Origin of the sequence: Afifella sp. JA880 (assembly GCF_025379905.1) — a bacterium.
In the GTDB taxonomy this organism is placed as follows: Bacteria; Pseudomonadota; Alphaproteobacteria; order Rhizobiales; family Afifellaceae; genus Afifella; species Afifella aestuarii.
Genome location: NZ_JAOANH010000001.1, coordinates 1,650,740 through 1,672,566, shown reverse-complemented (window position 1 = coordinate 1,672,566; position 21,827 = coordinate 1,650,740). Strand labels below are relative to the sequence as shown.

Genomic DNA, 21,827 nt, shown 5'->3' with positions numbered 1-21,827 from the left:
GAAAGGCTCCACGGAACGCGCCGCCCGATGGCGCTGTGGACAAAGGTGGATGAGCGACCGGCGGAGATGCTCACGCCTGCCGCTCCGGCAGCATGTCCTGAAGGCGCAGAAGGGCGATCTTTTCGACCTCGCGGCAGGCCGTCGCAAATTCCGTCTCCCGGTCATGCGCGAGACGGTCTTCGAAGGCGGTGCGGATCTCGTCCTTGTTGCGCCCCTTGACCGCCATGATGAAGGGAAAACCGAATTTTTCCCGGTAGCGCCGGTTGAGATCGCGGAAATGCTCGCGTTCTCCGGCATCGAGCTGATCGAGCCCGGCGGAGGCCTGTTCGGCGGTGGAGGCATCGGTGAGGGCATGCGCCTCGGCGAGTTTGCCGACGAGGTCGGGATGGGCTTCGAGCACCGAGAGGCGTTTTTCTTCGCTGGCCGAACGGAAGGCGGCCGCCATTGCGCCGAAGAGGCCGCGTGCCGTGTCGTGCGCCGGCCCAAGCTCGCTCTTATAGGTGCGCTTGGCGACCCAGGGCGAGGATTCAAAGACGCTGCCGAAGCGCATCATGAAGGCCTCGCGACCCATCTGGCTCGGCCGCACGAAACCATGCGGCGGGTGGTGGGCATGCCAGTGGCGGGCGATGTCGATGCGCCGTGCGATCCACACATCGTCGAGGCTCTGGATGTAGCCGAGGAAGCGCTTCAGCGCGGCGAAGCGGCCGGGGCGCCCGGCAAGGCGGCAATGCAGCCCGATCGACAGCATTTTGGGCTCGCCCGCGAGCCCTTCCGCACGCAACGTGTCGAAGGCGTCCTTGAGATAGGTGAAGAAATCGGTGCCTGACCCGAAGCCCTGCGCGGCGACGAAGCGCATGTCGTTGGCTTCGAGCGTGTAGGGGACGATGAGATGCGGGCCCGTCTCCCCCTCCACCCAATAGGGAAGGTCGTCGGCATAGGAATCGGAGGAATAGACGAAACCGCCTTCCTTCATCGCGAGCCTCGCCGAATGTTCAGACGAGCGGCCCGTATACCAGCCGAGGGGGCGTTCGCCGGTTGCCGCCTGATGCAGCGCAATCGCCTTTTCCATATGGGCGCGCTCGTCGGCGGCGGAGAAATCCTTGTAGTCGATCCATTTGTAGCCGTGAGAGGCGATCTCCCAATCGGCCTCCTGCATGGCGGCGACGGCCTCCGGATTGCGGGCGAGCGCGGTCGCGACGCCGAAGACGGTGACCGGCACCTGGCGCTGGCTGAACAGCCGCCACAGCCGCCAGAAGCCGGCACGCGAGCCGTATTCGTAATGCGATTCCATGTTCATGTGGCGCTGGCCGGGCCAGGGCTGTGCGCCGACGATGTCGGAGAGGAAGGCTTCCGAGGCCTCGTCGCCGTGGAGAAGCGCGTTTTCGCCGCCCTCTTCGTAATTGACCACGAACTGGACCGCGATCGCGGCGTCTTGAGGCCAGTTCGCCTTGGGGGGCGTGCGTCCGTAACCGAGAAGATCGCGAGGGTAACGGTTGGAACTGGTCATGATGTCAAATCCGTAGGCTCTTGCCTGAGATGGCCTGCCGCCGGCGAAGGGCTTGCCGCGCGGGCCTTTGCGTTTGCACCCCCGGGCGCTGGCCCGTCAATCCGCTGGCGACGGCATGTGGCGGTCGTGAGCCGCTCTGCTGAAGGATCGAGGCGGGCTTTCCGGCCCCAGAGCCTCGCCTCGGCAAGCCCCTCTCGCGCGGAAACGGGTGAGGCGTTGCGCGAAGGGGTTGTGCAAAGAATGGCTGTGGCGCACCTTTGGGCAGAGGGGCAGACAACATCGCGCGGAGTGTGCATGAGCCAAGGCCGTTTGACCACGCATGTCCTGGATACGGCCGCGGGCCGTCCCGCATCGGGCCTCAGGATCGAGCTGTTCGATGCGGTGGGCGAAAAGCTCCGCGAGGTTTGCACGAACCCCGACGGGCGCTGCGGAGCGCCGCTTCTCGAAGGCTCCGATTTCAAGGCGGGGCGCTACGAGCTTCTTTTCCATGTGGGCGATTATTTCCGCGGGCGCGGGGTGGATCTGCCAGATCCCGCCTTTCTCGACGTGGTGCCCGTACGCTTCGGCATCGCGGATGAGGGCACGCATTACCACGTGCCGCTCCTCGTCTCGCCCTATGGCTATTCCACCTATCGGGGGAGCTGATGGGCAAGGCGATCTGCTTTCTTCTCGGCGACGAGCCCCGCCGCGTCACGGATCGCCCGCCGACGGAAACGATCCTCGAATATTTGCGCCGCGAGGAACGTCTGCCGGGCACCAAGGAAGGCTGCGCGGAGGGCGATTGCGGCGCCTGCACCGTGGTTCTGGGCGAACCGGACGAGACAGGCGGCATCACCTATCGCAGCGTCAATTCCTGCATCCAATTCCTGCCCTCGCTGCATGGGCGCCAGCTTCTCACCGTGGAACATCTGAAACGTGACGATGGCAGCCTCCATCCGGTGCAGCAGGCGATGGTCGAGCATCACGGCTCGCAATGCGGCTTCTGCACGCCGGGCTTCGTCATGCAGCTCTATGCTGGCTTTCTGACCGGTGAGGCGGCAAGCCGCCAGGGGGTGAAAGACTGGATCGCCGGCAATCTCTGCCGCTGCACCGGTTATGGGCCGATCATCGAGGCCGGCGTCGCCGCGCTGAAGGATGGCGGGCATGGCCGCGGCACGGAACGGCCCGAGGCGGCGGAGACGGCCGCGAAACTCAAAAGCCTCGACAACGGCGCCATGCTGCGCATTTCGCACCGCGACGAGACGGGCCGCGAGCAGCGCTGGTTCACGCCGCGCTCCATCGAGGAACTCGCCGTCACCTATTCCGGCTATCCCGATGCCGTGCTCGTCGCCGGCGCCACCGATGTCGGGCTCTGGGTGACGAAGAAACGGCGGTTTCTGCAGACGGTGATCGACGTCACCCGCGTCAAAGAGCTCCAGGAGATTTCCGAGACCGAGGAGACCGTCTCGTTCGGCGCGGCCGTGTCGCATCGCCGGGCGGCGGAGCGGCTCGGGGTGATCCATGCGGATCTCCGCGAGCTGATGCGCCGCTTCGCTTCCGTGCAGATCCGCAATGCCGGCACGGTCGGCGGCAACATCGCCAACGGCTCGCCGATCGGCGATCTGCCGCCCGCGTTGATGGCGCTTGGGAGCCATCTTCATCTGCGCCGGCGCGACGAAGAACGCCAATTGCCGCTTGAAGACTTCTTCCTCGCCTATGGCCGCCAGGACCGCAGGCGCGGCGAATTCGTGGAAAAGGTGGTGATCGACAAGCTGCCGGAGAATGCACGCTTCGGCTGCTATAAGATCTCCAAACGCTTCGACCAGGATATTTCCGCCGTGATGGGCGCCTTCCGCGTCGACCTCGACGGCGAGAAGATTTTGGCCGCAAGACTCGCCTTCGGTGGCATGGCGGCGACACCGAAGCGGGCGGCGAAGGCCGAGGCGGCCCTCATCGGCGAAAATTTCGGCGAGGCCGCGTTTCGGAAGGCCGCGGTGGCGCTTGCGGAGGATTTCACCCCGCTCGACGATATGCGTGCCTCCGCCGCCTATCGGTTGAAAGTGGCGCAGAATTTGCTCGTTCGGTTTTCCATGGATCGAACCGATGACGGAGAGCGCGTGCCCAGCGTCCTGGAGCTTGCCTGATGGATGAAAACCTCATCCAGGACCGCGGTGTCGCCGGCACCGCGCGGCAGGAAAGGCCGCATGCGGCGGCGCGGCACGAGAGCCGGGAGAGGATCGCGGGCGGCGTCGCCCGGCCCGAGCCGCATGACAGCGGCGCAAGGCATGTCTCGGGCGAGGCCCGCTACATCGACGACATGGCCGAATTGCCGGGCACGTTGCACATCTATGTGGCGATGAGCGACCGCGCCCATGCCGAGATCAAAAAGCTGGATCTTGAAAAAGTGCGCGCCGCCCATGGCGTCGCCTGCGTGCTGACGGCCGCCGACATTCCGGGTGAGAACGATGCAAGCCCGGTCTTCGGCGATGATCCGGTGTTTGCCGACAAGATCGTCGAGTATCACGGCCAGTCGATTTTTGCGGTGGCGGCGGAGACGCTGGCGCTGGCGCGCGCGGCGGCCGACAGCGCGGAGATCGTCTACGAGGACCGAGATGCGGTGATCACGCTCGACGAGGCGCTCGAAGCCGGTGCCGATCTTCTGCCGCCGCACGAAATGCGGCTCGGTGATTGCGATGGGGCGCTCGCACAAGCGCCGCACAGAGTTTCAGGCCGCGTGCGCATCGGCGGCCAGGATCATTTCTATCTCGAAGGCCAGATCGCCTATGCGCTGCCGGGCGAGGATGGCGACATCGTTGTGCATTCCTCCACCCAGCATCCGAGCGAGGTGCAGCACAACGTGGCGAAGGTGCTGGATCTGCCCGATCATGCCGTGACGATTGAGGTCCGGCGCATGGGCGGCGGCTTCGGCGGCAAGGAAAGCCAGCCCGCACTCTTTGCCGCGATCGCAGCACTCGTCGCGGCGAAGACGGGAAGGCCCGCCAAACTCCGCCTCGACCGCGACGACGACATGGTGATGACCGGCAAGAGGCACGATTTTCTCATCGATTACGAGGCGGGCTTCGACGGCGAGGGGCGGATTGCCGGCGCGGCCTTCGACCAGGCGATGCGCTGCGGCTATTCCGCGGATCTTTCAGGCGCGATTGCCGACCGGGCGATGTTTCACGCCGACAACGCCTATGCCTTGAACGCGGCGCGCATCCGCTCGCGGCGCATGAAGACGCATACGGTGTCGAACACTGCCTTTCGCGGTTTCGGCGGACCGCAGGGCATGGTGGCGACGGAGCGCATGATCGAGAAGATCGCCTTCGCGCTCGGCAAGGACCCGCTCGATATCCGCAAGGCGAATTTCTATCCGGCGGGGGGTGGTGCGCTCACGCCCTATCATATGGAGGTGACGGACAGCGTCATCGCCGAGATGGTGGAGGAGTTGGAGATAAGCTCCGACTACCGCGCCCGGCGCGCGGCGGTCCGCGCCTTCAACGCCACGAGCCCGGTGGTGAAGAAGGGGCTCGCTCTGACGCCGGTGAAATTCGGCATTTCCTTCACGACCCGGCATCTCAATCAGGCCGGCGCCCTCGTCCATGTCTACAAGGACGGCTCCGTCATGCTCAATCACGGCGGCACGGAGATGGGGCAGGGGCTCTTCGTCAAGGTCGCGCAGGTGGTGGCGGAGGAGTTCCAGATCGACCTTGCGAAGGTGAAGATCACTTCAACGCGCACCGACAAGGTGCCGAACACCTCGGCGACGGCGGCCTCCTCCGGCTCCGACATCAACGGCATGGCGGCGCAGGCGGCCGCGCGCACCATCAAGGAGCGGCTGATCGCTTTTGCGGCCGAAGCTTACGGCGTGCCGCGCGAAAAAATCGTCTTTCGGCCGAACCGGGTTGAGATCGGCGACGAGGAGATGAGCTTCGCCGAACTCGTGGAAGAGGCCTATCTCGCCCGCATCTCGCTTTCGGCTACGGGTTTCTATGCGACGCCCGGCATCACCTATGACCGCGAGACGGCGACGGGCCATCCCTTCTTCTATTTCGCCTATGGCGCCGCCTGTTCGGAGGTCGCGATCGACACGTTGACCGGCGAGAACAAGGTCTTGCGCGTCGATATCCTTCATGAGGTCGGCCGCTCGCTCAATCCGGCCGTCGATATGGGCCAGATCGAGGGGGGCTTCATTCAAGGCATGGGCTGGCTGACGACGGAGGAGCTCTGCTGGAACGGCAAAGGCGAGCTCACCACGCATGCGCCCTCGACCTACAAGATCCCGACGGCGAACGATCGCCCGGACGATATGCGCATCAAGATCTGGGAGAAGGGCGAGAGCCAGGTGGAGACGATCTATCGCTCCAAGGCCGTCGGCGAGCCACCCTTGATGCTGGCGATTTCCGTTTTCTCCGCGCTCGCGGACGCGGTTTCGGCGGCCTCCGATTACAAGGTCTTCCCCGATCTCGACGCGCCGGCAACGCCCGAACGCATTCTCTTTGCCGTGGACGACGTGCGCCGGCAGGCGGCGGAAGCGACGGCCGCATGAGCGGGCTCGGCCAGAAGATGCGCGCCGCGCTCGACGAAGGCCGGCCGGCGATCCTTGTCGAGGTCGGCAAGGCGAAAGGCTCCACGCCGCGTGAGGCGGGGGCGGCGATGCTGGTGACGGAGACGGATTTCGCCGGCACGATCGGCGGCGGCATGCTCGAATACGAGGCGCTGGCCGAGGCCCGCCGGATGCTGGCGGGTGAGCGAGGCTCGGACGCGCGCGAGGTTCCGCTCGGCCCCGATCTCGGTCAGTGCTGCGGCGGCCGTGTCGGCCTCTCCTTCCGGCGCGTCGATCGGGCGCTGGCGGCGGAGATGGAGGCCCGTGAGATGGCCGAGCGCGAGATCTCTCCGAGCGTCGTCGTCTTCGGAGCGGGCCATGGCGGCCGGGCGCTCGCCATGGCTCTGGCACCACTCCCCTTCCGCACGACCATCGTCGATCCGCGCGAGGAAATGCTCAGCGACCTGCCGGAGGGCGTGGCGACGGTCTGGACGGCGCTGCCGGAGGCTGTCATCGCCGAGGCGGCGCCGGGTTCGGCCGCGATCATCGCCACGCACAGCCATGCGCTCGACTTCGCCGTCGCCTATGCCGCACTGAAACGCGGCGATTTTGCCTATACCGGGATGATCGGATCGAAAACGAAACGGGCACAGTTCGAGCGCTGGGCTTGCGGGGAAGGGCTCGCGCGCGCCAATGTGGACCGGCTGATCCTGCCGATCGGAAGCAGAACCTTGAAGGACAAGAGGCCGCCTGTGATTGCCGCGCTCGTCGCGGCGGAGGTGGCGGTCTGCTTGTTGGAAAAACGGCCATCCGTGCAGGCGGATGCGATAGCCACACGGACATGCAGGGAAAGACATGGCGACGGAAGGCAAACCGCCACGGCTCGCGCTTGAAGGTATTACCAAGCGTTTTCCGGGCGTTCTCGCCAATGATGATGTGAGCTTCTCCGTCGCGCCGGGCGAGATCCACGCGCTTCTCGGCGAGAACGGGGCGGGCAAATCGACGCTCGTCAAGATCATCTACGGCGTCCTGCAGGCCGACGAAGGCCGGGTGCTGTGGGACGGCGAGCCGGTTTCGATCGCCAATCCGAAGGCCGCGCGGCGCCTCGGCATCGGCATGGTCTTTCAGCATTTCTCGCTGTTCGAGGCGATGACGGTTCTGGAAAACATCGCCCTCGGCCTCGACCATTCCTTCAGCTGGCGCGAGTTGCAGCAGCGCGTCGGCGACATCCTCAAGACCTACGATCTGCCGCTCGATCCGAACCGCGAGGTGCACACTCTGTCGGTGGGCGAGCGCCAACGCATCGAGATCGTGCGCTCGCTCCTGCAATCGCCGAAACTTCTGATCATGGACGAGCCGACCTCCGTGTTGACGCCGCAGGAGGTGGACCGGCTCTTCGAGACCTTGCGCCGGCTGGCCGCGGAAGGCTGCTCGATCCTTTATATCTCCCACAAGCTCAACGAGATTCAGGCGCTCTGCGACACCGCCACGATCCTGCGCGGCGGGCAGGTCGTCGCCACCTGCGACCCGCGCGAGGAATCGGCGAGATCGATGGCCGAGATGATGATCGGCGCCTCCTTGCGCGACGTGAGCCGCAAGCCCGGCACCGACTTCGGCCCGGAAAGGCTGCGCGTCACGCATCTTTCGGCGCCGGGCGAGGGGCCCTTCGGCGTGCCCCTGAAAGACATCAATCTTTCCGTGCGTGCCGGCGAGGTCGTGGGCATCGCGGGCGTCGCCGGCAACGGCCAGAACGAATTGCTGGCAGCGCTCGTCGGCGAGATCGAAGGCGCGGAAAGCGGCAACATCTTCCTCGACGGGGTGCCCTCCATCGCCGCCCATGTCGGCGACAGGCGGCGCGACGGCATGTGCTCCGTTCCGGAAGAGCGCAACGGGCACGGCGCCGTTCCGGCCTGCTCACTCACCGACAATGCCGTGTTGACGGCGCGCCACCGCATGGAACTGGCGAGCCACGGCTTCATCCGCTATGGGGCGGCGGAGAAATATGCCGAACAGGTGATTGCGGCCTTCGACGTGAAGGCGACGGGGCCGCGCGCACCGGCGGCGAGCCTTTCCGGCGGCAATCTGCAGAAATTCATCATGGGCCGCGAGATCCTGCAAAAGCCGGACGTCCTCATCGTCTCGCAGCCGACCTGGGGCGTCGATGCGGGCGCGGCGGCTGCCATTCACCAGGCGCTCGTCGATCTTGCCGCCGCCGGTTCGGCGATCCTCCTGATCAGCCAGGATCTCGACGAGCTTCTGGCGCTGTGCGATCGCATCGCCGTCATCAATGGCGGCGTCTTGTCGGAGATGCTCGACGTGGAGGGGATCTCGATCGAAAGAGTGGGCCTGTTGATGGGCGGCATGCATGGCGAGGATGCCGCCAGGAGTGGCGGCGACGGCGGCGGGCCGCGCCATGGGCCCCGCGAGGAGCAAGTTCATGCGGCTTAGGCTGGAGCCGCGCCGCGAGGCGAGCCGGGCGATGCTCTACGGGACGCCGGTTCTGGCCGTCGCGCTCACCGTCCTTGCGGGCATCCTGATCTTTTCGCTCATGGGCTATGACGGGCTGGCGGCGATCTATCAGATCTTCGTCGCGCCGATCGCCGATCCCTATCGCTGGCAGGACCTCTTCGTGAAGGCGGCGCCGCTCATCACCATCGCGCTCGGGCTGGCCATCGGCTTTCGGGCCAATGTCTGGAACATCGGCGCGGAGGGCCAGTATATCGTCGGCGCACTCGCCGGCACGGGTGTGGCGCTCGCCACCTGGGACATGGAAGGCTACTGGATCCTGCCGGCGATGGTCGCGGCGGGCATTCTCGGCGGTCTCCTCTGGGCCGCGATCCCGGCGTTTCTGAAGACGCGCTTCAACGTCAACGAGATCCTGACCAGCCTGATGCTGACCTATGTGGCGGTGCAGCTTCTCTATTATCTGATGCGCGGACCCTGGCGCGACCCGGAAGGCTACGGCTTCCCGCAGACGCGCCTGTTCTCCGAATGGCAGACGCTGCCGACCGTCGTGCAGGGCACGCTCGTGCATCTGGGCGTCCCCGTCGCCTTCTTTCTGGCGATCGCCGTCTGGATCGTCCTGTCGCGCACGGTGACGGGCTTTCAGGTGCGGATCGTCGGCCTCGCCCCGCAGGCAGCGCGTTATGGCGGCTTTTCCGCCCGCGGCACGGTCTGGCTGACGCTTCTGACCTCCGGCGCCTTTGCCGGGCTTGCCGGCATTTTCGAAGCGGCCGGTCCGTTTCAGCAGATGACGCCGCAGTTTTCCGTCAATTACGGCTTCACGGCGATCATCGTCGCCTTTCTCGGGCGCCTGCATCCGCTCGGCATCGTGCTTGCGGGCATGGTCCTGGCCGTGTCCTATGTGGGCGGCGAGAACGCTCAGACGGCGCTCGGCCTTCCCTATGCGGCGACCGGCATGTTTCAGGCGATGATGCTGTTCTTCCTGCTCGCGGTCGACATTCTCGTGCGCTACCGCCTGCGGGTGGTGGTGCAGGCCGATCTCAGCCGGCCGGCGGAGGCGCGCCATCCGCACATAAGGCAGGCCGACGAAGGCTCCCGGACGTCTTCCACTCCCCTCGACAAGCAAAGAGAAAGTCTCAGCGCGTGACGACCGCGATCTTCATTTCGATCATCATGACGCTTGTCGGCGCGGCGACGCCGATCCTTCTGGCGGCGCTCGGCGAGCTCGTCGTGGAAAAGAGCGGCGTGCTCAATCTCGGCCTCGAAGGCATGATGCTGATCGGCGCCGTTACCGCCTTCGGCGTGACCTTTACGACCGGCAGCGCCTCGCTCGGTCTCGTCGCCGCGATGGCGGCGGGGGCCGCCGCCTCGATGATTTTTGCGTTCCTGACGCTGACCCTGACCGCCAATCAGGTGGCGACCGGGCTCGCGCTGACGATCTTCGGCATCGGCCTTTCCTCCCTCATCGGGCAGAATTTCGTGGGCCGCACGGTGAGCGGGCTCGAGCATATCTTCCCCGCCGCGCTCGCCGACGATCCGATCGGGCGCGTCGTCTTCGGCTATTCGCCGCTCGTCTATCTTTCGCTCGTCATGACGGCGTTCGTCGCCTGGTTCCTCACGCGCTCGCGCGCCGGCCTCATCCTGCGGGCGATCGGGGAAAGCGACGAGGCGGCGCATTCGATCGGCTATTCGGTCATCCGCGTGCGCTATCTCGCGGTCGCCTTCGGCGGGGCGATGGCCGGGCTCGGTGGCGCCTATTACTCGCTGGTGATGACGCCGATGTGGGCCGACCGGCTGACGGCGGGGCGCGGATGGATCGCGCTGGCGCTCGTCGTCTTCGCCTCCTGGCGGCCGCTCCGGCTTTTGGGCGGCGCCTATCTCTTCGGCGCGGTGATGACGCTCGAACTTCACGCCAAGGCCGCCGGCATCAATATCGTGCCGCCGGAATTTCTGGCGATGCTGCCCTATCTTGCGACCATCGTGGTCCTGACCTTGATTTCGATCGCGCCGTCCGGCCGCCGCAACGCGGCCCCGGCCTGTCTCGGCAAACCCTTCCGCGCCACCGGTTGAGAGCGCGCGTTTTTGATCCCGCACCTCGTGAACACCAGGGAGTTTTGTCAATGAGTAGAATGAACAGGCGCCAGATCTTGGTCGGCAGCGCCGCGACCCTCGCTCTTCCCGCTCTGATCGGCCGGGCCGCCGCCCAGGACGGGCCGCTCAATGTCGGTTTCGTCTATGTCGGGCCGATCGGCGATTACGGCTGGAGCCACGCCCATGACGAGGCGCGCAAGAAGGCGCAGGAGCATTTCGGCGACAAGATCAAGACGAACTACGTCGAAAACGTCGCCGAGGGCCCGGATGCGGAACGCGTCATCCGCCAGCTCGCGCAGCAGGGCAACAAGCTCATCTTCACGACGTCGTTCGGCTTCATGAATTCGACGATCAAGGTCGCGAAGCAGTTTCCGGACGTGCATTTCGAGCATGCCACCGGCTACAAGACGGCCGACAATGTCGGCATCTACAATGCCCGCTTCTATGAAGGCCGCGCCGTCATCGGCACGATCGCCGGCATGATGTCGAAATCCGGCAAGGCGGGCTATGTCGGCTCCGTGCCGATCCCGGAAGTGGTGCGCGGCATCAACGCCTTCACGCTCGCCGCGCAGAAGGTCAATCCGGACTTCACCACGCAGGTCGTGTGGGTGAACTCCTGGTACGATCCGGCCAAGGAAGCCGACGCCGCCAAGGCGCTGATCGACCAGGGCTGCGATATCATTTCCCAGCACACCGATTCCCCGGCGCCGCTGCAGGCCGCCGAGCAGCGCGGCGTTTATGCCTTCGGCCAGGCCTCCAACATGATCGACTTCGCGCCGAAGGCGCATCTGACGGCGATCACCGACAATTGGGGGCCCTATTACATCGACCAGATCCAGAAACAGCTCGACGGCGAATGGGAGCCGGGCAACATCTGGTGGGGCATCGAGAAGGGTCTCGTCGGCATCGCGCCCTACAACGACATCATGCCGGCCGATGTGAAGGAAGCCGCCGACAAGGTGAAGAACGGCATCGCCTCGGGCGAGATCCATCCCTTCTCCGGCCCGATCACCGACCAGTCCGGCGAAGTGAAGGTGCCGGAAGGCGACACGATCCCGGACGAGCAGCTCCTGGGGCTCGACTGGTACGTGAAGGGCGTTCAGAGCTAAGCGACATCGCCGTGGCGGAGGCGGTTTCCGGCCGCCTTCGCCAGCAGGCGACGCCTGCAGCTTTTTAAATGAGGACGGAGCGCTCTCCTGCGCTCCGTTGCGTCTTCCCCCGGGGAGGCAGTGACGGATGGGCAGCATGATTGCATCGCGCCTATCCGTGCGTGATCGGGAGAAAGAATGGGTGCGATCGTCTGGGAATGGCTGAGCCTTGCCGTGCGCTTCGTGCACGTGATCACCGGCATCGCCTGGATCGGCTCGTCGTTCTATTTCATCGCGCTCGATCTCGGCCTCAGGCGCCGTGAGGGACTGCCGGACGGCGTCACCGGCGAGGCCTGGCAGGTGCATGGCGGCGGCTTCTACCACATGCAGAAATATGCCGTGGCGCCGCATTTCATGCCGGACGAGCTCACCTGGTTCAAATGGGAGAGCTATTTCACCTTCCTCTCCGGCTTCGTGCTCCTCTGCATCGTCTATTATTTCGGCGCCGAGCTCTTCCTGATCGATCCGTCGATCGCCGATATTCCCGAATGGGGCGCGGTTCTCATCGGCCTTGCCGGTCTCGGCTCCGGCTGGCTCGCCTATGACCGGCTCTGCCGCTCGCCGCTCGGGCGCCACGACACGCTTCTCTTCGTCGTGCTCTTCGTCTTTCTGGTCGTGGCCTTCTTCCTCTTCTGCCACGTCTTTTCCGGGCGCGGCGCCTTCATCCATTGCGGTGCGCTCATCGCCACGATCATGACGGCGAACGTCTTCTTCGTGATCATTCCGAACCAGAAGATCGTGGTCGCCGACCTGAAGGCGGGGCGGGAGCCGGCCGCGCATCTCGGCAAGGCGGCGAAGCAGCGCTCGCTGCACAACAATTATCTGACGCTGCCCGTCCTCTTCTTCATGCTGTCGAACCATTATCCGCTCGCTTTCGCGACGGAGTGGAACTGGCTGATCGCCATTCTGGTGCTGCCGACGGGTGCGCTCATCCGGCATTTCTTCAACACGATGCATCGCACGGGCCGGAAGCTCTGGTGGCCCTGGGTCGTGGTGGCCGTGCTTGTTGCTGCGATCGTGGCGCTGTCGCGCTTTCCGGGCTACGGGCCGCAGGAGGCGGCGGATGCCAGGATCGACAAGGATCCCGAGCTCGCTCTGATGGCCTCGATGCATTTCGACGAGGCGCAGGCGATCGTCATGGGACATTGCTCGATGTGCCATGCCACCGAGCCTTTGTTTGAGGGGATGCACACGGCGCCGAAGGGGGTGCTTCTCGACACGCCGGAAGAGGTCGCCCGCAACTGGCAGAGGATCGACATGCAGGCGGTGCGCTCCAAAGCCATGCCGCCGCCGGGGGTTGCCGTGATCAGCCCCGAGGAACGGCAGACGCTCGCCGCCTGGATCGGAAGCCGGACGACATGGTGAGCGCGGAATCCCCCGCGCCGGGCCGGGTGGACGCGATCCGCGGCCGGCTTCTGTGGTTTGAGGCCGATCCTTATCTCGCCGGCGAGGCAGAGGCCGTGCGCTATGTCGAGGACGGGCTTCTCGTTCTAAAAGACGGGCGGATCGCGGCCGTGGGTGAAGCGGGCGTGCTCGCGACGACGCTGCCCGAAAATGCCGTCATCGCCGATCACCGCCCGCATCTCGTCATGCCGGGCTTCATCGACCCGCATCTCCATATGCCGCAGACGCAGGTGATCGCCTCCTACGGCGCGCATCTTCTCGAATGGCTGGAGAAATACACGTTTGTCGAGGAGCAGAAATACGCCGATCCCGGCATTTGCGCGGCGGCCTCGACCTTCCTTCTCGACGAGCTTTTGCGTTCTGGCACGACCTCGGCGGCGGTTTATGGCTCGGTGCATCCAGAATCCGCCGACGCGCTCTTCGCCGAGGCGTTCAAGCGGGACATGCGGCTTGTCGCCGGCAAGGTGATGATGGACCGGGCCGCACCGGACGCGCTCCTCGATACGCCGGAGACGGGATACGAGGAGTCCAAGGCGCTGATCGAGAAATGGCACGGGCGCGGCCGGCTTTCCTACGCGATCACGCCGCGCTTTGCCGTCACCTCCTCGGAGGCACAGCTCGAGGCGGCGGGCGCGCTCGCCGCGGAATATCCTCAGATGCACATCCAGACGCATCTGTCGGAGAACACGCTCGAGATCGAAACCGTCGCCCGCGATTTTCCATGGTCTGAGGATTATACCGCCGTCTACGAACGCTACGGGCTGGTGCGGAAGAAGGCGCTGTTCGGCCATTGCATCCATCTCTCTAAGCGTGAACGCCAGGCGCTGGCACAGGCCGGGGCCTCCGCGATCTCGTGTCCGACCTCGAACCTTTTCCTGGGCTCCGGGCTTTTCGATCTTGCGGCCATGCGCGCGGCCGAACCGGCGGTGAAGGTCGGGGGCGCAACCGATATCGGCGGCGGCACCTCCTATTCGATGCTCCAGACGGTGTCGGAATTCTACAAGGTGCTGGCGCTCAAGGGGCAGCGGCTGACGCCGTTCGAGGCCTTTCACATGCTGACGCTCGGCAATGCCGAGGCGCTCTGCCTCGACGATCGTATCGGCACGTTCCGGCCGGGGATGGAGGCCGATTGTGTGGTCCTCGACAGCGCGGCGACCCCTGCCATGCACTGGCGCATGGAGACGGTGGAGACGCTCTTTGAAGAGCTCTTCGTGCTGATGATGCTGGGCGACGATCGCGCGGTTGCTGCGACCTATCTGATGGGTGCGCCTGCTTACAGTTCCGACAACGCTTAACGGCGCTTCTGCGCTGTCGCATTCTTCGGCGTCACGTCTCGCATGCGTGCATCGCCGGTGACGTCGACCATGCCGATGCCGTGCTTTTCCCGAAGATGCTCGGTCAGAAGCCGGACATTGCGCAGATTGGCCTTGAAATAGACGTCGCCGAGATCGCCGACGAGGGGCACGAGGCCGAGCGCGAAGTCGAAGCCGGCATTGCGCACCATCTTCGCCTTCACGTCCGTGTCGGCGCCGAGCTGATGGGCGCGGTAGATGAGATAGGCGGAGATGATGCCGCCCGCCGCATCGCCGATGCCGGGGATGAGGCCGATCACGGAATCGAAGCCGAAGCGGAAGCCCGGCACGCCGAACCGCGCATCCATCATCTTCGCCAGCGATTCAAGCCGGTTGAGCTCGCGCTCGATTTCCACGGCGCTGTGCTGGCGCGAAGAGGTGCGGTCGAAGCCGGTGTCGAAACGAGATGAAGCGGTGCGGTCCATGAAGCGATAACGCGCTCGCGTTGTGCGTGTTCCCGCGCGCGTCTTCGCTTTGCGCCGCGCTCAGAACCGGTCGACGAGCTGGCCGTGCCAGATGGCGAGGCTCACCATGGCGCGGCGCAGTGCGGTGATGCCGGGCACGCGGCCGACCTTCAAGTCGGTGTAGAGGGCGAGTTCCTGCGGCACACGGCCGAGCGCCTCTTCGGCGAGGAGCTTGCCGACATAGGGCGCGAGCGCCACGCCCTGGCCGGAAAAGCCGGCGGCCGTCATGACGCCCGGCGCGATCTCGCGGATGAAGGGCATGCGCGCCGGCGTGATCGAGACGACGCCGCCCCAGCCATGGGCGATCTTGATGTCTTTCAGCTGCGGATAGACGCGCAGGAAATGCGGCCGCACGAAGCTGCCGATATCGGAGGGGATGCGCCCGGCACTGCTTTCGCCGCCGCCGAAAAGGAGGCGGCCATCCGCCGATTTGCGCCAGTAGCAGATGACGAAATAGCTGTCGGAGGCACATTCGCCGCCGGGAAGAACGGTGTTTTCGAGGTCGCCGAGCGGTTCCGTCGCCACCATGAAGCTGTTGACGCCGACGGTGCGCCCGCGGGTGACGGCCTCGAACGGACCTGAACGGCCGTTGGTGGTGACGATGAGGCGCTCCGCGGCCACCTCGCCGGACGGTGTTTGGACGCGAAAACGCCCGTTCTCTTTCCTGTAGGAGAGGGCGGGGCTGTCTTCGTAAAGGCGGGCGCCTGCGGCCTCGGTCGCGCCGGCGAGGCCGAGGAGAAAGGCGTAAGGGTCGAGATGGCCGGCGCCTGTGTCGCGACAGCCGCCGTAATAGGAGGGCGAGCCGACGGCCGCTGCCGCTTCCTCACGGCTCAAGACCTCGATGTCGGGATAATCGTAGCGCTCCCGCAGCGTCTCGACGAAATGGGCGTTTTCCTTTTCGTCGGCAGGCCGGTGGAAGACGTCGATGAGACCGTTGGTGATGTCGCAGCCGAAGCGGGCGGCAAGGCTGCGCACGAGCGCTTTTGCCTCTTCGCCCACCTGCCAGAGCGCCTTGGCGCGCTCAAAGCCGTAGTGCTTTTCGAGCCAGAGAATGTCGCGGCGCTGGCCGGAATGGATCTGGCCGCCATTGCGCCCCGAGGCGCCGTAGCCGAGCCTGTCAGCCTCCAACAGAACGACCCGCGTCCCCGCCTCGGCAAGATGCAGGGCCGCGGAGAGGCCGGCGAGGCCGCCGCCGATAACGCAGACATCGGCGTCCGTCTGCCCCGAGAGCATCGGCCTTTCGGGGCGGTCACCGGCTGTCAGATGGTACCAGGAGGGCGGGAAAGGCCGCGGCACGGCTCGCTCGAAGGTTGGAGGGGTTAGACGCTGAGAAGGAGGTATTCACGCTCCCAGGGGCTGATCACCCCCATGAAGGTTTCGTATTCGGTTTCCTTGATGCCGCGATAGATGCTGACGAAGGGGCTGCCGAAGATTTCCACCAGTTCCGGCGTGTTCTCCAGAAGCTGGACGGCATCGAGGATGGAGCGCGGCAGGGTGAAGGGCGCGTCATAGCCCGTGCCGGCCGCCGGTTCGTCCGGTTCGAGCTTGTTGACGAGACCGAGATAGCCGCAGGCCAGCGACGCCGCGATCGCGAGATAGGGATTGGCGTCGGAGGACGGGACGCGGTTTTCCACGCGCCGCGCCGCAGGATCGGACAGGGGCACGCGCAGCCCGACGGTGCGGTTGTCGTAGCCCCAGCGCATGTTGATCGGCGCCGAGGTGTGCGGCGTGATGCGGCGATAGGAATTCACGAACGGCGCCATCATCGCCATGGCGCGCGGAATGTAGGTCTGCAGGCCGGCGATATAATAGAGGAATTCCTTGCTGGCCCCGCCGTCGGGCGTGGAGAAGATGTTGTCGCCCGTCTCAAGGCTCACCACCGAATGGTGGATGTGCATGGCCGAGCCCGGTTCGGCGGCAATCGGCTTCGCCATGAAGGTCGCGTACATCTCGTGGCGCAGCGCCGCCTCGCGGATCGTGCGCTTGAACAGAAACACCTGGTCGGCGAGTTCGACGGGATCGCCGTGGCGCAGATTGATCTCCATCTGCGCCGTCCCCGCCTCATGGGCGAGCGTGTCGATCTCGAGCCCCTGAGCCTCGGAGAATTCGTAGATGTCGTCGAAGAGGGCTTCGAACTCGTTGACCGCGGAGATCGAATAGGCCTGGCGGGCGCGCTCCGTGCGCCCGGATCGTCCGACCGGCGGCTCGAGCGGATAATCCGGATCGAGATTGGGTTTGACGAGATAGAATTCGAGCTCGGGCGCGACCACCGGCTGGATGCCGGCGTCGTTGTAGAGCTGGATGACCTGCTGCAGCACGCGGCGCGGGGAAACTTCCACCGGACGCCCGTCGCGGTGATAGGCGTTGTGGATGACATGCGCGGTCGGGTCGGATGCCCAGGGCACGACGGCGAGGGTGGAGAAATCCGGGCGGAAGATGAGATCGCCGTCCGTGATGGATTCGGCGTATTCCTCTTCGTCGCGGTCCGGATAATCGCCGGTGATGGTCTGGGTGAAGATCGCCGCCGGCAGCGTCATCGGCTTGTCGTCGAAGAACTTTCCGGTCGGCATCAGCTTGCCGCGGGCGACACCGGCCTGATCGGGCACGATGCATTCGATGTCTTCGATGGCCCGTTCCCGGCACCAGCGCCGGGCTTCTTCACTGTTGGCGACGCCGCGTCGGAGAGAGGTTTCCGGGTCCGTCGGCGTGGCCGTGGCTTTATGCGATTCGGTCATGATCACCTCGCCCCCTTCATACCCGATGATGAGGCGAAGGCGAAGCTCGACGAATGGCGGTCAAACGGCCGCCGGCGCAGCTCAGTCGAAGAGGTCGAGACCGAATTTGTAGGTGAGGCCGAGAGCCGCCGTGAACTGGTTCTCGCTGCCGACATCGGTGATCGGCGAATCCGCAGCATCGCCGATGAGCCGCTCGTAGCTGGCCTGGCCGACGACCGACCAATTCTCGGTGAAGGCGTAACGCGCTTCGAGCGAGGCTCCGACACCTTTGATGCCGCCGTCGGGATCGAAGACCGCAAGCCCCGAGGCCGCCGCCTGCTCCGGCGTGATGCCGAGATAGGTCTGCAGATATTCCGCATCGGCGAAGGAAAGCCGGGGACCGGCCGTGATTTCGAGCTTGTTGGTCGGATGCGTCACGAGATTGACGCCCGTCTCGCCGACGAAGCCGTCATGGCCCGTCACGCCGCGGCGCAGCGCGAGATAGGCTTCGAGATCGTTCCACCGGTATTTGACGGCGCCGCCGAGTTCGACCGCCGTATCGACATCGCCGATGCCGCGCAGCTTGGAATAATCGCTGTCGTCGCGCTCGCGCACGACGCGGAAGGACGGGCTGACCGAAAGCCCCTGTTCCGGCTTGCCGCCGAACTCGCCGAAGACCGGCAGGCTGAGATAATGCAGGGCGACGAAGGGCTGCGGCTGGACCGTATAATCGTCCGCGCCCTCATAAGCGGGCTGGACCGAGGCGCCGGCGCCGAGCTCCAGAATGAGATCGTGGCTGCTCTTGTCCGCGGGAACGGGTGTTTCCTGCGCGGCAACGGGCGAGGTGCCCGACGAGGCGGCGATGAACGCCGCCAGGACACTGCCTGCGAACGCACGGATCGCGGCGCGCGGGTGAACCCTCCGCGTTTTCCCGGATCTGTCGGCCGAATTCTCGATGATGTCGCCAAGCTCTTGCATGGAACAATCGCTACCGACTCCACGCTGCACAGCAAAGAAACGAATCGTCCGGCGATGGGCTTTTTCGGAAACCGTGGCGGCGCGGCCACGCCCGATGCCGCAGAGGGGGGTCGCTCTGCGCTCAGTCGAGGGTGTTGCGGAACCGGATGAGCGCAAGCGCGGCGATGACGCCGAGGAAGGCGAGGATCGGCCAGATCTCCGGCCAGACGAAGGAGAGGTCGCTGCCCTTCAGCATGATGCCGCGCACGACGCGCAGGAAATGCGTGAGCGGCAGGACATTGCCGAGGATCTGCGCCCATTCCGGCATGCCGCGGAAGGGGAACATGAAACCCGAGAGAAGGATCGACGGCAGAAAGAAGAAGAACGTCATCTGCATCGCCTGGAGCTGCGTGCGGGCGAGCGTGGAGAAGGTGTAGCCGAGCGTCACATTGGCGGCGAGGAAGATGGTGACGGCGACGAGAAGGGCGAGATAATTGCCGAGCATCGGCACGTTGAAGAGCATGAGCGCGGCGGCGAGGATGACGACGACCTGGATGAGGCCGAGGCCGATATAGGGCACGATCTTGCCGATCATGATCTCCACCGGTTTGACCGGCATGGAGAGGAGATTCTCCATCGTGCCGCGTTCGATCTCGCGGGTCAGCGCCAGCGCCGTCATCAAGGTCGTGGTCATGGTGAGGATGGTGCCGAGAAGGCCCGGTACGATGTTGTACTGGCTGATGCCCTCTGGATTGTAGAGACGGTGGATGATGACGTCGGCGCTGCGCGCCTGTGCGCTTTTTGAACCGAGCGGGCCGCTCAAGACATGGGCGATGGCGCGGCTGACGATCTCCGGCATGGCGGCGAGCGCGTTGGCGGAGGCGGCGGGATCCGTCGCGTCGGCTTCCACGACGACCTCGGGGGAAAGGCCGCGGACGAGATCGCGCTCGAAATTCTGCGGAATGGTGAGGACGAAGGAGAGCGAGCCGTCTTCGAGCGCTGCACGCGCATCCGCCTCGCGGGCGAGCGGGGCGGCAATGTCGAAATAGCCGGAGGTTTCCATGCCCGCGACGATGGCGCGCGACACCGGCCCGCCGTCGAGGATGAGAACGCCCGTCGGCAGCATCTTCGGATCGGTGTTGATGGCATAGCCGAAGAGGATGAGCTGCAGGATCGGGATGCCGATAATCATCGCGAAGGTGAGCCGGTCGCGGCGCATCTGGATGACTTCTTTGAGGAGCACCGCCTTGATGCGGGAGAGCGAGATGAGGCCCATCTCACCCCTCCAGCGCCTGGGCCTGGCTCATCAGGCGGATGAAGACGTCTTCGAGCGTCGTCTCGCCCTGGCGCACGGCTATGTCGTGGTCGCTCTTGACGGCATCGATCGCGGTTTTGAGCGCTTGCGCATCGGAGCCGACGACATGCACCTCGCTGCCGAAGGGCGCCACCTGTTCCACGCCCTTTGCGCCCGTCAGCGCTTTGGCGGCCGCCGGTGCGCCTTTGCCGCTCAAGATGAAGGTGGTGAGCTTCGACTGGTCGATGATCTCTGAGACCGTGCCGCGCGCCACGATGGTGCCGTAGGCGATATAGACGATGCGGTGGCACCGCTCCGCCTCGTCCATGTAATGGGTGGAGACGAGGACGGTGAGGCCCGTTTCTGCGAGCTCGTGGATCTCGTCCCAGAATTCGCGCCGCGCTTTCGGGTCGACGCCCGCCGTCGGCTCGTCGAGGAGAAGGAGCTCGGGCGTGTGCATGGTGCAGGCGGCAAGCGCGAGGCGCCGCTTCCAGCCGCCGGACAACGTGCCCGCGAGCTGGTCGCGCCTCGAGGCGAGGCCGAGACGGTCGAGCGTGTCTTTGGCTGCCTTGCGCACGTTTGTCATGCCGTAGAGGCGGGCGACAAAGACGAGGTTCTCCTCGATCGTCAGGTCCTCGTAGAGCGAGAAGCGCTGCGTCATGTAGCCGACGCGCCGCTTGATCTCTTCGGCTTGGGTCAGGATGTCGTAGCCAAGGCAGGTGCCGCTGCCGCCGTCGGGATGAAGCAGCCCGCAGATCATGCGGATGGTGGTGGTCTTGCCGGAGCCGTTCGGACCGAGAAAGCCGACGATCTCGCCGCGCGCGATCTCAAGGTCGATGTCCTTGACGACCGCCTTGCCGCCGAAGCGCTTGGTGAGATTTTCGACCTCAATGACGGGATCGCTTTGGCTGATGCTTGTGCCCGACCTCATGATCCGGGCTCCGCACCGACGAGACGCACATCGACAGGCTGTCCGACGCGCAGGCGCGCCGCATCGCCCGCCGGACGCGCCTCGGCGCGGAAGAGAAGCTTGTCGCGGCGTTTCTCCGAAAAGATCACCGGCGGCGTGAATTCCGCTTCCGCCGAGATGCGCGTCACTTTTGCCATGAGACCGGCCGGGCAATTGTCGCAGGAGATGGCGATTTCGGCATTGTGCGGCAGCTGCACGAGCTGCGGTTCCGGCACGAAGAAGACGATCTTGCGCTCGCTCTGCGGCAGAAGCGAGAGGACGGGCTCGCCGGCGGCGACGACCTCGCCCGCGCGATAATAGACATCGTCGATGAGGCCTGCTTCCGGGGCGCGGACATTCGTCTTCGCAAGCTTCGTCTTCGCCTGAGCGACGCCGGCGCGCGCCGCCTCGACCTGGCGTTCCGCCGCCTCGATCTGGGCTTTGCGGGCCGGCAGCGTGGCGACGTCCTTCTGGCGCCGCGCCTCGGCAAGCTGCGCTTCGGCGACGGACAGGGTTTCGCTCGCCTGGTCGAGGCGCGCCTTGGCGATGACGCCGCGCTGGAAGAGATCCTGCTGGCGCTGAAATTCCTTTTCCGCCTGATCGCGGGAGGCGCGCGCCTTGTCGATCTGCGCCTCGATGACGGAGAGTTCGACGGGCCGCTGGCCTTCGCGGCGATCGGCGAGCTCGGCCTCGGCGGCGGCGAGTTCCGCCTCCGACTGGCGCAACTCCGCCTCGATCGTCTGGCGGTCGAGTGTGAAGAGGAGGGCGCCGGCCTCGATCTGCGCCCCTTCCTGAACCTTTATCTCGGCAAGACGCCCGGCAATTTCGGGCGCCGCATAGACGAAGTCGCCTTCGACATAGCCTTGCAGGGATGGTGCATCGGCTTCGCCGGCACGCCCGCAGGCGGACAGGGTCGCGACGGCCGCAAGGACGACGAAAAGGGCACCGGCGACACGCAT

At 65.4% G+C, this 21,827-nt stretch carries 18 protein-coding genes; 10 read left to right on the top strand and 8 right to left on the bottom strand.

What is annotated here, in order from left to right:
• Positions 1-70: 70 nt before the first annotated feature.
• Positions 71-1,507 carry an allantoinase PuuE gene (gene puuE, locus NYQ83_RS07855; protein ID WP_261213786.1) on the bottom strand — a complete coding sequence of 479 codons (1,437 nt, stop codon included), beginning with the start codon at positions 1,505-1,507 and terminating at the stop codon, positions 71-73.
• A gap of 294 nt (positions 1,508-1,801) precedes the next feature.
• On the opposite strand from puuE, the gene uraH reads away from it, so the two are divergent.
• From uraH to guaD, 10 genes are all read left to right on the top strand, one after another.
• The gene (gene uraH, locus NYQ83_RS07850; protein ID WP_261213785.1) at positions 1,802-2,152 is read left to right on the top strand and encodes a hydroxyisourate hydrolase; all 351 of its coding nucleotides are present in this window, start codon (positions 1,802-1,804) and stop codon (positions 2,150-2,152) included.
• Positions 2,152-3,630: a xanthine dehydrogenase small subunit gene (xdhA, locus tag NYQ83_RS07845; protein ID WP_261213783.1), complete on the top strand. Its 1,479-nt coding sequence runs from the start codon at positions 2,152-2,154 to the stop codon at positions 3,628-3,630. The genes uraH and xdhA overlap by 1 nt, the downstream gene beginning before the upstream one ends.
• Complete coding sequence (xdhB, locus tag NYQ83_RS07840; protein WP_261213781.1) at positions 3,630-6,035, top strand: xanthine dehydrogenase molybdopterin binding subunit; 2,406 nt, start codon at positions 3,630-3,632, stop codon at positions 6,033-6,035. Before xdhA ends, xdhB begins: the two co-directional genes overlap by 1 nt.
• Entirely contained in the window at positions 6,032-6,925 is an 894-nt protein-coding gene (xdhC, locus tag NYQ83_RS07835; RefSeq protein ID WP_261213779.1) for a xanthine dehydrogenase accessory protein XdhC, read from the top strand. The genes xdhB and xdhC overlap by 4 nt, the downstream gene beginning before the upstream one ends.
• The gene (locus tag NYQ83_RS07830; RefSeq protein WP_261213777.1) at positions 6,888-8,480 is read left to right on the top strand and encodes an ABC transporter ATP-binding protein; all 1,593 of its coding nucleotides are present in this window, start codon (positions 6,888-6,890) and stop codon (positions 8,478-8,480) included. Before xdhC ends, NYQ83_RS07830 begins: the two co-directional genes overlap by 38 nt.
• The gene (locus NYQ83_RS07825; protein WP_261213775.1) at positions 8,470-9,642 is read left to right on the top strand and encodes an ABC transporter permease; all 1,173 of its coding nucleotides are present in this window, start codon (positions 8,470-8,472) and stop codon (positions 9,640-9,642) included. Before NYQ83_RS07830 ends, NYQ83_RS07825 begins: the two co-directional genes overlap by 11 nt.
• Before the next feature lie 26 nt (positions 9,643-9,668).
• Positions 9,669-10,565 carry an ABC transporter permease gene (locus tag NYQ83_RS07820; RefSeq protein ID WP_092810003.1) on the top strand — a complete coding sequence of 299 codons (897 nt, stop codon included), beginning with the start codon at positions 9,669-9,671 and terminating at the stop codon, positions 10,563-10,565.
• Between the two features lie 59 nt (positions 10,566-10,624).
• Complete coding sequence (locus NYQ83_RS07815; protein ID WP_246008519.1) at positions 10,625-11,695, top strand: BMP family ABC transporter substrate-binding protein; 1,071 nt, start codon at positions 10,625-10,627, stop codon at positions 11,693-11,695.
• A 177-nt stretch (positions 11,696-11,872) separates the two neighbouring features.
• Positions 11,873-13,099 carry a urate hydroxylase PuuD gene (locus NYQ83_RS07810; RefSeq protein ID WP_261213773.1) on the top strand — a complete coding sequence of 409 codons (1,227 nt, stop codon included), beginning with the start codon at positions 11,873-11,875 and terminating at the stop codon, positions 13,097-13,099.
• Positions 13,093-14,433, top strand: a complete 1,341-nt coding sequence (gene guaD, locus NYQ83_RS07805) for a guanine deaminase (protein ID WP_409976964.1) — start codon at positions 13,093-13,095, stop codon at positions 14,431-14,433. Before NYQ83_RS07810 ends, guaD begins: the two co-directional genes overlap by 7 nt.
• On the opposite strand, the gene NYQ83_RS07800 is transcribed toward guaD, so the two are convergent.
• The 7 genes from NYQ83_RS07800 to NYQ83_RS07770 form a co-directional block, all read right to left on the bottom strand.
• A complete protein-coding gene (locus tag NYQ83_RS07800) occupies positions 14,430-14,915 on the bottom strand; it encodes a DUF4112 domain-containing protein (RefSeq protein WP_261213771.1) in 486 nt (161 codons plus the stop codon). The genes guaD and NYQ83_RS07800 overlap by 4 nt on opposite strands.
• A 60-nt stretch (positions 14,916-14,975) precedes the next feature.
• A complete protein-coding gene (locus tag NYQ83_RS07795) occupies positions 14,976-16,250 on the bottom strand; it encodes an NAD(P)/FAD-dependent oxidoreductase (RefSeq protein WP_261213769.1) in 1,275 nt (424 codons plus the stop codon).
• A 23-nt stretch (positions 16,251-16,273) separates the two neighbouring features.
• Complete coding sequence (locus NYQ83_RS07790) at positions 16,274-17,689, bottom strand: glutamine synthetase family protein (protein WP_261213768.1); 1,416 nt, start codon at positions 17,687-17,689, stop codon at positions 16,274-16,276.
• Between the two features lie 81 nt (positions 17,690-17,770).
• Positions 17,771-18,646, bottom strand: coding sequence for a MipA/OmpV family protein (locus NYQ83_RS07785; RefSeq protein WP_261213766.1), 876 nt, complete (start codon positions 18,644-18,646; stop codon positions 17,771-17,773).
• Positions 18,647-18,767: 121 nt separating this feature from the next.
• Positions 18,768-19,901: an ABC transporter permease gene (locus NYQ83_RS07780; protein WP_261213765.1), complete on the bottom strand. Its 1,134-nt coding sequence runs from the start codon at positions 19,899-19,901 to the stop codon at positions 18,768-18,770.
• Position 19,902: 1 nt separating this feature from the next.
• Positions 19,903-20,850, bottom strand: a complete 948-nt coding sequence (locus tag NYQ83_RS07775) for an ATP-binding cassette domain-containing protein (RefSeq protein WP_261213764.1) — start codon at positions 20,848-20,850, stop codon at positions 19,903-19,905.
• Positions 20,847-21,827 carry an HlyD family secretion protein gene (locus NYQ83_RS07770; RefSeq protein ID WP_261213763.1) on the bottom strand — a complete coding sequence of 327 codons (981 nt, stop codon included), beginning with the start codon at positions 21,825-21,827 and terminating at the stop codon, positions 20,847-20,849. Before NYQ83_RS07770 ends, NYQ83_RS07775 begins: the two co-directional genes overlap by 4 nt.